The sequence below is a fragment of the Propionibacterium australiense genome (genome assembly GCF_003666605.1).
Lineage (GTDB): Bacteria > Actinomycetota > Actinomycetes > Propionibacteriales > Propionibacteriaceae > Propionibacterium > Propionibacterium australiense.
Genome location: NZ_RCIV01000001.1, coordinates 330,042 through 344,309 on the forward strand (window position 1 = coordinate 330,042; position 14,268 = coordinate 344,309).

The following is a 14,268-nucleotide window of genomic DNA, read 5'->3' on the forward strand; positions in this document are numbered from 1 at the left end:
TGGTTCCTATTCTCCGCGCAGCACGAGGGCGGGGTCGACGTCGACGGCTCGGCGCACCGGGATGAGGCTCGCCAGCGTCGACACGAGGACGGCCGCCACGACGGTGCCGACGAGGATGAGCAGGTGCGCCTCGACGGTGCGGTGGAAGACGTTGAGGGAGATCACCTGGGCCAGGCCGAATCCTGCCGCCGCGCCGATGAGGCCGCCGATCAGGCCGAGGACGACGCCCTCGCCGAGGAACTCCCCGATGATCGATCCGTCATCGGCGCCGAGGGCCTTGCGCAGGCCGATCTCGTTGCGGCGCTCGGTGACGACGGCCATCATCGTCGTTGAGACGCCGATCATGATGAGGGCGAGGACGATGACCGAGATGATCACCATGAGCGAGCGCAGCATGCCGAGGACGTCGGAGTCGGACTGGGCGAGGCGGGCGACCGGGGCGGCACTCACCTCGGGATGGCGGGCGCTGATCCGGTCGGCCAGCGTCTGCAGGGCGTCGCCCTCGCCCGAGATCGAGAACTCGGCGACGGTGAAGACCGGGGGCTCGCCGGTCAGCTCGGTCAGCTCGTCCATGGCCAGGTAGACGAAACCGTCCTCGTTGCCACCGGTCTCCAGGACGCCCGAGACCGTCACCGTGGTCTCGGCGCTCGTCGTGGCCCCGGCCCGGCTCACGTCCTGGTTCGAGATCTCCTTGCCGTTCTCGTTTGTCGCCGCCGCGGCCGGGGTCGAGGCGTCGCCCTCACCGTCGCCGGAGTCGTCCTCGGCGAGCATCGACAGGGTGATCGTGTCACCGGCCTGCGCGTCGACGGCCTCGGCGATGTCCCGGCCGATGAGCACCTGGCCGGCGCCGGAGGGCCATGCGCCGTCCACGTACCAGTACGGGTTCAGCCGGCGGGCGGCATCGAGGTCGGCGCCGGCCGCCACGTACGGCAGGTCGTTGACGAGGACCGCCTCGTAGTCGATGCCGACCGCTCCGACGAGCTCGTCGGAGCCGATCTCGCCGGTGATCTCCTCGACGACCGAGACGTCGAAGCTGTTCGCGTCACCGGCCGGCGTCAGCAGCATGTTGGCGCCGGCGGAGCGCATCTCGCGGGCCATCTGGCGCGGCACGTCGACCGAGATCGTGGCCAGGGCCGACAGCGTGGTGGCGCCCACCGCGACGGCCAGCATCGCGACGACGACGCGGGAGTGCCGCCGCAGGATCGACGACATCACCATGCGGATGAACAGTCTGCGCTTGGGGTTCATCGGCTCACCTCCCGTGCAGCACTTCGGCCGGGCGCAGTCGCAGCAGGAATCTGATTGCGGGGATGGAGCCGGCCAGGACGACGAGCAGGACCAGGGCCGCGACGATCCCGGCGACCGAGGGCAGGATCGACATGGCGGAGCCGAACACGAGATGCCCGATGAGCTGGGCCAGGCCGATGCCGGCACCGAACCCGAGCAGGCCCCCCACCAGGCCGATGATGAGGATCTCGGTGAGGATCAGCCCGACCACCGCCGCATCGCGGGCGCCGATGGCTTTCATCAGGCCGATCTGGGCGGCGCGCTCCATGACGTTGGCGGTGACGAGATTGGCGATGGCGAGCGCGGCACCGGCCATCGACAGGATCGTGACGAGCACCATGAGCAGCTGCGTCTTCTCGAGGATGGTGCCCTCGGACTCGGAGACCTGGCGCACCGCGCGGGCCGTCGAGTCGGGGATGACCTCCTCGATCTGGTAGGCGATCGAGGAGACGTAGGCGGTGCAGTACCAGGTCTCGCGCTCGGCGACCGAGAGGCTGGCCGGGTTCTTCGCCGCCTTCCTGGCCAGGTCGTTGTCCGGCGTGGTGAGGGCCGAGACCTCGACCTCGCCGACCGCGCCGGGGGTGGCGATGAGTTCCTGGGCTGCGCCGATGTTGGTGAGGACCTGGTTGTCCTCCTCGGCGCCCGTGGTGACGATGCCCGACACCGTCATCTGCTCGGCGACGCCGCCCCTGGTGAGCGTGACGGAGTCGCCGATCCCCAGGCCGTTGTCCTGGGCGAAGGTGACGCCCACGACGACCTGGTCATCGGCGTCCTGGGCCGGCCATGAGCCGTCGATCGTCCACCAGCCGCGCATGTTCACCAGGCCGGTGTCGACCGATTCGCCATCGGCCAGGTCGAGGTGCCGGGTGAACCAGGTGCCGACGACGGTCACGCCCTCGGCAGTCCCGCTCGTGGTCGCCGCATCGGCGCTCGTGGTGAGCAGGGGCGCGAAGTCGACGATGTTGTAGGTCCAGAAGATCGTCTTGATCTTCGGCAGGTCCGCCTCGTCGAGGTAGGACTGCTGGGTGTCACCGCCGCCGACGTCGTAGATGTCCTGGACGACCGCGGCGTTCTGGGGGCGGACGACGATGTTGGCGCCGTAGGCCTTCAGCTCCTGGTTGATCTTGTCGCCCACGGAGAACATGACCGAGAGCATCGAGGTGGCGACCGAGGCACCGAGGGCCACGGTCGCGATGATCATGAGACGCCGGGAACGCTGCCGGAGCAGCGCGCCGCGGAGCATGCGAAGGAACATGGTGACCACCTCGTTCGGGTTCAGGCGAAGACGCCGGCGCTGGACTCCAGGACCTGGATCGGCACGCTCAGCTCACCGTTGGCGATCGTGTAGTCGATCGGGATCGGGTTGCACCCGCCCTTGAAGCCGATGGTGGCGATGTTCATGGCGACACCGCAGAGCTTGCAGATGACCTGGCCGTCCTCCTCGTAGTAGCCGCTGGGGCCGCAGATCTCGCAGGCGTCCAGGCCGACGCCGAACGAGGTGCCGGCCTTCTGGATCGCGATGAACCGCACCCTGGTTCCCGAGGAGGTCTGGTACTCGAAACGGTGCAGGTGCGCGTCGCTGATCGCATCGAGCCCGACGACGACATTGTCGTCCCTGACGTCGAAGGGCTCCGGGTCCGACAGCTCGACCTCCTGCGTGGCGTAGTGCTCGCCGACGGTGAGGACGCCGGCGGCCACGGCCAGGGTGCCGAGGCTGAGGACCGAGCGGCGGGTCATCGAACGGACGCCGGCCTTCTTCAGCCGCCGCTCGGGTGCCACATCGGACTCGGTGGGCGTGCGACGGGCCGAGACCAGCAGGATCACGGCGGCGACGGCCGTGGCGGCCATCGCCGCGAAGGAGAACAGGTCGCCGTGATTGGCCAGCCAGGACATCGTCGTGGCGGTCTGCTTCGAGACGCGGATGACGCGCAGGGAGTACAGCAGCCGGACGATGAGGAAGACGTGTGTCGCGGTGAGGATGAGACCGGAGACGGTGAACAGCGCCGGGGCGTGGGACGGCCGCCGCGCGCACATGAGCGAGACGCTCGCCCCGGCGACGACCGCGATGGCGACGCCGGCCAGGAAACCCAGCACGTTGAGGAAGGTGGTGCTGGAGAACAGCGTCGAATTGGAGGGCACCCACTCCCAGATCTGCAGGTAGACGCTCTGGCCGGCGCGGAAGACGATGGCCAGGGCCCAGACGGAGCCGGCCGTCGAGACGACGGCCCGCCACGGCCTGGGGATCGGGTTGGCGACGCCGGCGCCGGCCAAGGAGTCGCCCCGGGCCCCGCGGAGGAGCCCAAGGGTCCGCCGGCCGAGGAACCAGACGAGGGCGAGCAGGACGACGAAGAGCCCGACGGTGGGTTCGAGCGTGGTGAGGGTGAGGCGCTGCCGGTCGAAGCGGATGATCGAGAACTGGTGGACGACGATGAACGCCAGCCCGAGCGCCGCGCCGGCCAGCGCGCCCCAGGCCACCGGGCGGGGGCCCGGGCGAGCCGGGTCCCCGCCACAGGCCAGGCGCACGCTGGGAGCCAGCGCCCCGATCGTCAGGGCGACGAGGATGAGCGAACCGAGTGCGTCAACGAGCTGTGCGAGCACTGTCTCTCCTGTACGGCTGAGGACTGTTTCACCAGTGCGTCATCACGAGCACCGGCCGGGCCGGCTGGCTGGTGGCCGCGGCCCGTCACCACCACACGGCCTCGGGATCCCAGTGCCAGTCCGGGAAGCTCGCGACGATCGGCTCGGTCCAGAAGCGACCCTCGACCCCGGTCTCCTTGTCGGTGTGCAGCATCCAGCCGTTCTCCTCCGGGGAGTGGACGATGATCTCGAGCGTGTAGTCGCCGGCGGCCAGCTCGGGCAGGTTGAGGCCGTAGTGGGGGCCGTCCGAGGCGTTCATCGCCATGAAGGTGCCGCTCTGCACCTCGTTGCCGGAGGCGTCCTTGATGGCGTACTCGACGGTCAGGCCGGGGACGAAGTCGCCGGCGCCGTAGCCGAGCTTGTTGTCCTCGACGGCCGTGATGTCGGCCTCGAGGTGCATGGCGGCCTGGGAGGCGTCGACGCCCATCTTCGGGGTCATCTCGACGGGCTGGAAGTAGACGGCCGCGATCTTGAGGGGGCCGGAGAAGACCTCGTCGCCGACGGGTTCTTCCTGGAAACCGGCGTCACCGCCGTCGTCGGCGGTCTCGGCGGCAGTGGCGGTGCTGCTGCTGTCCGCCGAGCTGGAGCCCGAGGAGCTCGAGCCGCCGGAGCAGCCGGCCATCAGACCGGCCAGCGCCAGCACGGCGATGAGGCTTCCAAGCTTCTTGACTGACATGGACATGAAATGTCTCCTGTGATGAGAGGATTCGGTGTTATTCAGTTGTCCGGTTCGCCGCCGTCTGCCCGCCCCGGCCACTGGCCACGAGGCCACGACGACGCTGGCGCCGGGAGCCGATGACGTAGAGAGCAACGATGATGATGAGAACCACGGCCTGACCGGCCAGGTTCTCAACCCTCGGGTAGAGCCCCAACAGGTCGATCGTGGGCAGCCCGCCGATCGCCGTCGACGGCAGGACGTCGGCCTCCTGCAGTTCCTTGATGCCCGACCCGGTGAAGACGATCGCCATGACGGCCAGGAAGATCGAGGTGACGATGAAGAAGGGGCGTAGCGGGATACGCAGGCTGAAGAAGCGGATCGCCACGTAGACGAGGACGAGGCAGACCACGCCGACAACCAGGCCGAGCCACACGAGGTGGGTATCGTCACCGGCCATGGCGAGGATCGGCTGGTAGAACAGGATCGTCTCGGCGCCCTCGCGCAGCACGGCGACGAAGGTCACCAGGACGAGCGAGAACAGCGAGGCGCGGCTGATGCCGTGCTCGGTCGATCCCGGCAGGTACTTCTGCCAGGAGGAGTGGTCGGAGTTCTGGATCATCCAGTTCGACACCCAGATGAGCATGGCCACGGCGACCAGCGCCGTGACGCCCTCGAGCAGTTCCTGGTTGGAGCCGGCCGCGGCGGTCACGAAGTGGAACAGGAGCGCCAGGGCGGCCGAGAGGAGCACGGCCAGGGCCACGCCGGCCCAGATGAGACGCGACTCGCGCCTGAGGCCGGCCTTGATCATGAAGGCCATCACGGCTGCGACGACGAGGATGGCCTCGAGGCCCTCCCGCAGGATGACGAGGAAGGCCGAGAGGAACAGGGTGAGGCCGCCCCCGCCGCTCGTCGCTCCGGTGCTCGGGTCGTAGCCGTCAAGCGTATTGGCGTCCTGGATGAGCATGACCTCGAGCTGGGCGACACGGGCCGCGACCGAGTCGTTGTCCTGACTGGTCATGTCCCGTTTGATGTTGGCGAACTCCAGTTCGATGGTGGACACGCGCGCACCGGAGACCCTGCTCATCGTGACCTTCTCGAAACCGGTCGTCTCGTAGTTCCCGTAATAGGCCTCGTTGACGAGTTCCTTGCCGCGTTCGGGATCGCCTGCCGCCGAGGCGTCCCGGCCCTGGTTGAGCAGGTCGATCATGGTCGAGGCGACCTGACCCCACTTGCCGGGGCTGATCGCCATGTCCTCGGCGCTCTGGGAGCCGCCGTCGAGGCTCTGGGCGGCGCTCGTCACGAGTTTCTTGAGCTCGTCGGTCCGGCTGTCGACCTCGGCGCCGTCGTTGTCCTTGATCGCCTGAATGAGCAGCGCGAAGTCCATGTCGGCGTCCTTGACGTCGGCGCCCGACTTGGCCCCGAGGGCCTCCTCGAAGCCCGAGCCGACGTAGGTCTTGTAACGGGTGTCCCTGACCCGGTTCTTGGCGCCGTCCCGGTCACCGTCGTGGAAGGTGGCTGCCGCCGCATCGAGTTCGTCACTGATCTTCTGGGCCACACCGGTCCACTGCCCCGCGGAGGCCGAGGGCTCGGCGGCGGCCGTCGCCGAACGACCGATCGGCAGCAGCACCAGGAGAAGCAGCAGCGCGCCGACGACGGTCAGGCGCCGCAGACGGGCCTGCCCGTCCACCATCGCTGTCAGCTGTGCGGAATGCACTGGCGGACACCCCATTCCCCGAGAAGGACTCGACCGTTCACAGATTCTCGACAGAACCCACAAACGACTAGCTTAGGCTAACAGTTGATTAGCTTAGGCTAACAAGTTCCCGGGGGCCAGTCGGCCCCGGGATCCTTCCGTTCCGGCTGGTCGGGCCGGCTTCCTCCCCGGCCACCGGACATCTGGCACGGCACCGCCCGCCCAGGGGCATGGCTGCGGTCGGGGGAGCCCGCTCCGCTGGAAGGCCACTGACGTCGTCCCCGCGTCCCCGGGGAAGAGCCCGGCTCATGGTGGGGCGCACAATGCGCGAGGGCGCCCCGCGGATGCGGGGCGCCCTCAGTTCGGCCGGGCGGGTTCAGCGCAGGTCGCCGAAGTCCAGGTCGTCGAGCGGGACGGCGGCTCCGGAGCCGGAACCGAAGTCGTAGTCGAACGGGTCGTAGCTCATCTGGAAGGAGTTGGCCTTGGCCTCGGCCGTCGGCTCCACCCGGATGTTGCGGTAACGCTCCAGGCCGGTGCCGGTCGGGATGAGCTTGCCGAGGATGACGTTCTCCTTCAGGCCGACCAGGTGATCCGACTTGCCCTGGATGGACGCATCGGTGAGCACCTTGGTGGTCTCCTGGAAGGAGGCCGCACTCAGCCAGGAGTCGGTCGCCAGGGAGGCCTTCGTGATGCCCATGAGCACCGGACGGCCCTCGGCGGGACGGCCGCCCTCGGCGACCGCCGTGCGGTTGGCCGCCTCGTAGGTCTGGCGGTCCACGAGTTCGCCCGGCATCATCGGGGTGTCGCCCGACTCGATGACGGTCACGCGACGCAGCATCTGGCGGATGACGATCTCGATGTGCTTGTCGTGGATCGGCGAGCCCTGGGAGGCGTAGACCTTCTGGACCTCCTCCACCAGGTGCTCCTGCACCCGGCGAACGCCACGGACGCGCAGCACGTCCTGGGGATCGACGGTGCCGCCGGTGAGCTGCTCGCCCACGCCGACGTGCACGCCGTTCGCGATCACGTGGCGCACCCGGTTCGAGTCCTCGAACTCGAGGCGTGCCCGGCGAGGCAGGGTGTACTCGACGTCGGCGCCGCCGTCGTCGCGGACGATCGTCAGCTTGCGACCGCGATCGGTCTCCTCGATCCTGACCCGGCCATCGGCCTCGGCGATCGGGGCCTTGCCCTTCGGGGTGCGGGCCTCGAAGAGCTCGACCACGCGGGGCAGGCCCTGCGTGATGTCGTCACCGGCCACGCCACCGGTGTGGAAGGTGCGCATCGTCAGCTGGGTGCCGGGCTCGCCGATGGACTGGGCGGCCTGGATACCGACCGCCTCGCCGACCTCGACGAGACGGTTGGTGGCCAGCGATGTGCCATAGCACATCGCGCAGGCGCCGGTGTGGGCCTCGCAGGTCAGGACCGAGCGGACCTTGACATCGGTGATGCCGGCATCGATAGCGGCACGGACATTGGTGGCCTCGAACAGCGTCCCGGCGGGAATGACGACGTCACCGGCATCGGTGACGACGTCGCGCGCCGCGACACGACCGTAGACGGAGGTGTCGAGCATCCGGACCGGGATCAGCGCGCCGTCCTCGGTGGCCGTCGCGATGACCTTGTTCAGGCCGCGTTCGGTACCGCAGTCGTTCTCCCGGATGACGACGTCCTGGGAGACGTCGACCAGACGACGGGTGAGGTAGCCGGAGTCCGCGGTCCGCAGTGCGGTGTCCGCCTGCCCCTTCCGGCCGCCGTGGGTTGAGATGAAGTACTCCAGAACCGTCAGCCCCTCGCGGAAGTTCGACTTGATGGGCCGCTCGATGATGTCGCCCTTCGGGTTGGCCACGAGGCCTCGCATCGCGGCGATCTGACGCATCTGGGTCAGGTTGCCGCGGGCACCCGAGTTCACCATCATGTAGATCGGGTTCGTCTTGGTGAAGTTCTTCTCCATCGCGCTGGTCAGCTCGGCCGTCGCGTCGTTCCAGATCTGGACGAGCTCACCGCGACGCTCCTCCTCGGTGACCGCGCCACGATCGTAGAGCTTGTCGATCTTGGCGGCCTTGGCCTCGTAGGTGGCCATGATCTCGGGCTTGTCCGGAGGCGTCTGCACGTCACCGATCGAGACCGTCACACCGGAGCGGGTGCCCCACTCGAAGCCGAGGTCCTTGAGGTTGTCGAGGGTCTCGACGACCACGGGACGCGGGAACTTCATGGCGAGATCGTTGATGAGGGCCGAGAGCTGCTTCTTGCCCACGTGGTAGTCCACGAACGGGTAGTCGGCGGGCAGCGCATGGTTGAGGATCACCGAGCCGAGAGTCGTGTCGAGGATGATCGAACCGTCCGGGCGCATCCTGTCGACCTGGGCCGGCGGCGGGACGATCCCGGTCATCTTGATCCTGCACTTGGCGCGCAGGTCCAGCTGGCCGAGGTCGTTGGCCATGATGGCCTCGGCCTCGCTGCTGAAGGCGCGCCCCTCGCCCGGCAGGCCGTCGAGGTCCTGGGTGAGGTAGTACATGCCGATGATCATCTCGTGGCTCGGCAGGGCGATCGGCTTGCCATCGGCCGGCTTCAGGATGTTGTTCGAGCTGAGCATGAGGATGCGGGCCTCGGCCTGCGCCTCGGCGCTCAGCGGGAGGTGAACGGCCATCTGGTCGCCGTCGAAGTCGGCGTTGAAGGCAGCGCAGACGAGCGGGTGCAGCTGGATCGCCTTGCCCTCGATGAGCTGGGGCTCGAACGCCTGGATGCCGAGGCGGTGCAGCGTGGGCGCGCGGTTGAGCAGCACCGGGTGCTCCTTGATGACCTCGTCGAGGACGTCGAAGACCTGGGGCCGCTGGCGCTCGACCATGCGCTTGGCGCTCTTGATGTTCGGCGCGTAGTTGAGGTCGTCCAGCCGCTTCATGACGAAGGGCTTGAACAGCTCCAGCGCCATCTGCTTGGGCAGGCCGCACTGGTGCATCTTCAGCTGCGGACCGACGACGATGACAGAACGGCCCGAGTAGTCGACGCGCTTGCCGAGCAGGTTCTGACGGAACCGGCCCTGCTTGCCCTTGAGCATGTCGGACAGCGACTTGAGCGGACGATTGCCCGGACCGGTGACCGGGCGGCCTCGGCGGCCGTTGTCGAACAGGGAGTCGACGGCTTCCTGGAGCATGCGCTTCTCGTTGTTCACGATGATCTCGGGAGCGCCGAGATCGAGCAGACGCCCCAGGCGGTTGTTGCGGTTGATCACGCGACGGTAGAGGTCGTTGAGGTCGCTCGTGGCGAAGCGACCGCCGTCCAGCTGCACCATCGGGCGCAGGTCCGGGGGGATGATCGGGACGGCGTCGAGCACCATGCCCATCGGCGAGTTGCCGTTCTCGAGGAAGGCGTTGACGACCTTGAGGCGCTTGAGGGCGCGCGTCTTGCGCTGGCCCCTGCCGCTCTTGATGACCTCGCGCAGCCTCTCCGCCTCGGCGTTCAGGTCGAAGGTCTCCAAGCGGCGCTTGACCGCCTCGGCTCCCATGAAGCCCTCGAAGTACTTGCCGAAGCGGTTCTTCATCTCGCGGTAGAGCACCTCGTCGCCCTCGAGGTCCTGCACCTTGAGGCCCTTGAAGCGCTCCCACACGGCGTCGAGCCGGTCGATCTCGCGGCTCGCGCGGTCACGGATGGTCTTGAGCTCCTTCTCGGCGGCGTCCTTGACCTTCTTCTTGACGTCGGCAGCCGCCTCCTCGCTCTCGAGCGTGGCGAGGTCCTCCTCGAGCTTGGCCATGCGCTTGGCCAGATCGGTCTCCCGGCGCTGCTCGATCTGGCCCCGCTCGGTGGCGACCTTGGCCTCGAGGGAGGGCAGGTCGCGGTGGCGGGCCTCCTCGTCGACGCTGGTCACCATGTACGCGGCGAAGTAGATGACCTTCTCGAGGTCCTTCGGCGCCACGTCGAGCAGATAGCCCAGGCGCGAGGGGACGCCCTTGAAGTACCAGATGTGGGTGACGGGGGCACGCAGTTCGATGTGGCCCATGCGCTCACGGCGCACATTGGAACGGGTGACCTCCACGCCGCACCGCTCACAGACGATGCCCTTGAAGCGCACGCGCTTGTACTTGCCGCAGTAGCACTCCCAGTCGCGGGTGGGCCCGAAGATCTTCTCGCAGAACAGGCCGTCACGCTCGGGCTTGAGCGTACGGTAGTTGATCGTCTCGGGCTTCTTCACCTCGCCGTGGGACCACTCGCGGATCTGGTCGGCGGTGGCCAGGCCGATCTGGAGCGTGTCGTAGGTGTTGACGTCCAGCACGTTGGTTCTCTTTCCCCTGCTTCCAGCAGGCGGCTAAAACTGTGGATCCAGTGGTCGTGGGACGGGCCGGAGCCCGACGCCGAGAGGCGTCAGGCCTCGGACTCCAGCTTGTACGAATCGGCTCCCGGCCGACGGGAGAGGTCGATGCCCAGGTCGTCGGCGGAGCGGAAGTCGTCCTCCGAGTCGCGCAGATCGATGATCTGGCCGTCGACACCGAGCACCTCGACGTTCAGGCACAGGGACTGCATCTCCTTGACGAGGACCTTGAAGCCCTCGGGGATGCCCGGCTCGGGGATGTTCTCGCCCTTGACGATGGCCTCGTAGACCTTGACCCGGCCGGCCACGTCGTCGGACTTGATGGTGAGCATCTCCTGCAGAGCCCAGGCGGCGCCGTAGGCCTCCAGTGCCCACACCTCCATCTCGCCGAACCGCTGGCCGCCGAACTGGGCCTTGCCGCCCAGGGGCTGCTGCGTGATCATCGAGTACGGGCCGGTGGAGCGGGCATGGATCTTGTCGTCGACCAGGTGGTGCAGCTTCAGCATGTACATGTAGCCGACACCCACCTTCTCGGGGAAGGGCTCGCCGGAGCGACCGTCGAAGAGCGTGGCCTTGCCGTCGCTGTCGACGACCATGTCACCGTCCCGGTTGGGCAGGCCATTGGCCAGCAGGCCCGAGATCTCCGCCTCGTCCGCGCCGTCGAACACCGGGGTGGCCAGGTGGGCGTCGCCTGCGACGTGCTCGAGTCCGACCTCGCGCAGGCGCTGGGCCCAGGGCTCGTCGCACTCACCGATGTCCCAGCCCGAGTGGGCGACCCAGCCGAGGTGCATCTCGAGCACCTGGCCGAGGTTCATGCGCGAGGGCACGCCGAGCGGGTTGAGGATGATGTCGACCGGGGTGCCGTCGGCCATGAAGGGCATGTCCTCGACAGGCAGGATCTTGGAGATGACGCCCTTGTTGCCGTGACGGCCGGCGAGCTTGTCGCCCACCTGCACCTTGCGTTTCTGGGCGACGTAGACGCGGACCATCTGGTTGACGCCGGGCGGCAGCTCGTCGGAGTCCTCGCGGTCGAAGATGCGCACGCCGATGACGGTGCCCTCCTCGCCGTGCGGGACCTTCATCGAGGTGTCGCGGACCTCGCGGGCCTTCTCACCGAAGATGGCGCGCAGCAGACGCTCCTCGGGCGTCAGCTCGGTCTCGCCCTTGGGGGTGACCTTGCCGACGAGGATGTCACCGGTGCGCACCTCGGCGCCGATACGGATGATGCCGCGCTCGTCGAGGTTGGCGACCATGTCGTCGGACACGTTCGGGATGTCGCGGGTGATCTCCTCCGGACCGAGTTTGGTGTCACGGGCGTCGACCTCGTGCTCCTCGATGTGGATCGAGGTGAGGACGTCCTCCGAGACGACCCGTTCGGACAGGATGATGGCGTCCTCGTAGTTCAGGCCGTTCCACGGCATGAACGCTGCCAGCAGATTGCGACCGAGGGCCAGCTCGCCCTGGTCGGTGCAGGGGCCGTCGGCCAGCGGCGTGCCCTTCTCCACGTGCTGTCCGGGGACGACGATGGGGCGCTGGTTGACGCAGGTGCCCGCGTTGGAGCGCTGGAACTTCTCGAGCTTGAACGTCTGGTAGGTGCCGTCGTCGCAGGCGATGTCGATGAGATCACCGGTGACGGAGGTCACCGTGCCGGGCTTGGAGGCGCAGGTGACCTCGCCGACGTCGATGGCCGTGCGGTACTCCATGCCGGTCCCCACGAAGGGGGCCTCGTTGCGCACCAGCGGGACCGCCTGGCGCTGCATGTTGGCGCCCATGAGGGCCCGCGAGGAGTCGTCGTGCTCGAGGAACGGGATGAGCGCCGAACCGACCGAGACCATCTGGCGCGGGGAGACGTCCATGTAGTCGACCTCGTCGCGCGGGAGGAGATCGACCTCGCCGTGGCGCTTGCGCACCAGGACGCGGTCCTCGACGAAGCGCCCGTCCGCGTCGACCCCGGCGTTGGCCTGGGCGATGATGTGACGGTCCTCCTCGTCGGCGGTCAGGTAGTCGACGTCGTCGGTGACCATGCCGTCGACGACCTTGCGGTACGGCGTCTCGATGAAGCCGAAGGCGTTGACCCGTGCGAACGAGGCCAGCGAACCGATGAGGCCGATGTTCGGACCCTCGGGGGTCTCGATCGGGCACATCCGCCCGTAGTGGCTCGGGTGGACGTCACGGACCTCCATGCCGGCGCGGTCGCGGGAGAGACCGCCGGGGCCCAGGGCCGACAGACGGCGCTTGTGCGTCATCTCGGCCAGCGGGTTGTTCTGGTCCATGAACTGGGAGAGCTGGCTGGTGCCGAAGAACTCCTTGAGCGCGGCGGTGACCGGCCGCACGTTGATGAGGGTCTGGGGCGTGATGGCCTCGATGTCCTGCGTGGTCATCCGGTCGCGCACGACGCGCTCCATCCGGCCGAGGCCGGTGCGCAGCTGGTTCTGGATGAGCTCGCCGACGGTGCGCAGACGGCGGTTGCCGAAGTGGTCGATGTCGTCGGCCTCCACCAGGAGACCGCCCTCGAGCTCGGTCCTGCCCTCGTGCAGGGCGCAGATGTAGTGGATCGCGGCCTTGATGTCGTCGATCGTCAGCACCTGCTGGTCGAACGGCAGGTTGAGGCCGAGCTTCTTGTTGATCTTGTAGCGGCCGACCTTGGCGGTGTCGTAGCGCTTCGGGTTGAAGTAGAAGTTCTCCAGCAGCGTCTGGGCGGCGTCGCGGCTCGGCGGCTCACCGGGGCGCAGCTTGCGGTAGATGTCGAGGAGCGCCTCCCCCTGGGTGGTGACGTGATCCTTCTCCATCGTCATGCGGATGGACTCGTGCTCACCGAACTCCTCGAGGATCTGCTCCTCGGTCCAGCCCAGCGCCTTGAGCAGGACGGTGACGTTCTGCTTGCGCTTGCGGTCGAGGCGGACGCCGACGGTGTCGCGCTTGTCGATCTCGAACTCGAGCCAGGCGCCCCGGGAGGGGATCACCTTGCAGGTGAAGATGTCCTTGTCGCTGGTCTTGTCGGGGGTCTGCTCGAAGTAGACGCCCGGGGAGCGCACCAGCTGGGAGACGACGACGCGTTCGGTGCCGGTGATGATGAAGGTGCCCTTGTCGGTCATCAGCGGGAAGTCGCCGATGAACACGGTCTGGCTCTTGATCTCACCCGTGTCGTTGTTCATGAACTCGGCGGTGACGAACAGCGGCGCCGCGTAGGTGGCGTCACGGTCCTTGCACTCGTCGATGGTGTACTTGGGCTCCTCGAAGCGATGGTCGCGGAAGCTCAGCGACATCGTCTGGGAGAAGTCCTCGATCGGGGAGATCTCCTCGAAGATCTCCTCGAGTCCGGACTTGGTGTTGACACCGGTGCGCCCCGCGGCCAGGGCCTCGTCCACCTCGTGCTGCCACACGTCGTTGCCGACGAGCCAGTTGAACGATTTCACCTGCAGGTCGAGCAGATTGGGGACTTCCAGGGGCTCCTGAATCTTCGCGAAGGAGATTCGTCCGCTGGCGGAGACGACATCGGTATTCTTCAACGCATTGCGCGAGGCGGCCAAGGTGTGGTCCTTCCAAGAACTCGCAAGGTTCTTTGCATGCAAAACGGCCCGCGGCGAGACGGGTCGTCCATATGGCGATAAGCAACTATGAACTATAGACCAGATCCGGCAGAAGGGCAAGCTCACGCCAGAGGTCTTTCCATCGCTCACCGCAAGGCCC

The 14,268-nt window shown here is 67.6% G+C and carries 7 protein-coding genes; all 7 read right to left on the minus strand.

All coding sequences use genetic code 11. The features are described from left to right. Positions 1-6: 6 nt before the first annotated feature. The 7 genes from D9T14_RS01560 to rpoB all read right to left on the minus strand — a co-directional run bounded on the left by D9T14_RS01560 (position 7) and on the right by rpoB (position 14,108). The gene (locus D9T14_RS01560) at positions 7-1,248 is read right to left on the minus strand and encodes an ABC transporter permease (protein WP_119160991.1); all 1,242 of its coding nucleotides are present in this window, start codon (positions 1,246-1,248) and stop codon (positions 7-9) included. Positions 1,249-1,252: 4 nt separating this feature from the next. After that, entirely contained in the window at positions 1,253-2,542 is a 1,290-nt protein-coding gene (locus D9T14_RS01565; protein ID WP_119161136.1) for an ABC transporter permease, read from the minus strand. Positions 2,543-2,562: 20 nt separating this feature from the next. Continuing rightward, positions 2,563-3,885, minus strand: coding sequence for a Fe-S-containing protein (locus D9T14_RS01570; RefSeq protein WP_119160990.1), 1,323 nt, complete (start codon positions 3,883-3,885; stop codon positions 2,563-2,565). An 85-nt stretch (positions 3,886-3,970) separates the two neighbouring features. Then, positions 3,971-4,606: an iron transporter gene (locus D9T14_RS01575; protein WP_119160989.1), complete on the minus strand. Its 636-nt coding sequence runs from the start codon at positions 4,604-4,606 to the stop codon at positions 3,971-3,973. 31 nt (positions 4,607-4,637) lie between these two features. Further along, positions 4,638-6,296, minus strand: coding sequence for an FTR1 family iron permease (locus tag D9T14_RS01580; RefSeq protein WP_232012319.1), 1,659 nt, complete (start codon positions 6,294-6,296; stop codon positions 4,638-4,640). Positions 6,297-6,651: 355 nt separating this feature from the next. Continuing rightward, positions 6,652-10,542 (minus strand): DNA-directed RNA polymerase subunit beta', encoded by a 3,891-nt coding sequence (locus D9T14_RS01585; protein WP_119160987.1) that lies wholly within the window; start codon positions 10,540-10,542, stop codon positions 6,652-6,654. 89 nt (positions 10,543-10,631) lie between these two features. Further along, a complete protein-coding gene (gene rpoB, locus D9T14_RS01590; RefSeq protein ID WP_148669041.1) occupies positions 10,632-14,108 on the minus strand; it encodes a DNA-directed RNA polymerase subunit beta in 3,477 nt (1,158 codons plus the stop codon). Between the last annotated feature and the right edge of the window lie 160 nt (positions 14,109-14,268).

What these genes read in the sequence shown, in the direction of transcription:
- D9T14_RS01560 (WP_119160991.1), bottom strand. Translation starts at nt 1,248, where the DNA reads ATGAACCCCAAGCGCAGACTGTTCATCCGCATGGTGATGTCGTCGATC.
- D9T14_RS01565 (WP_119161136.1), bottom strand. Translation starts at nt 2,542, where the DNA reads ATGTTCCTTCGCATGCTCCGCGGCGCGCTGCTCCGGCAGCGTTCCCGG.
- D9T14_RS01575 (WP_119160989.1), bottom strand. Translation starts at nt 4,606, where the DNA reads ATGTCCATGTCAGTCAAGAAGCTTGGAAGCCTCATCGCCGTGCTGGCG.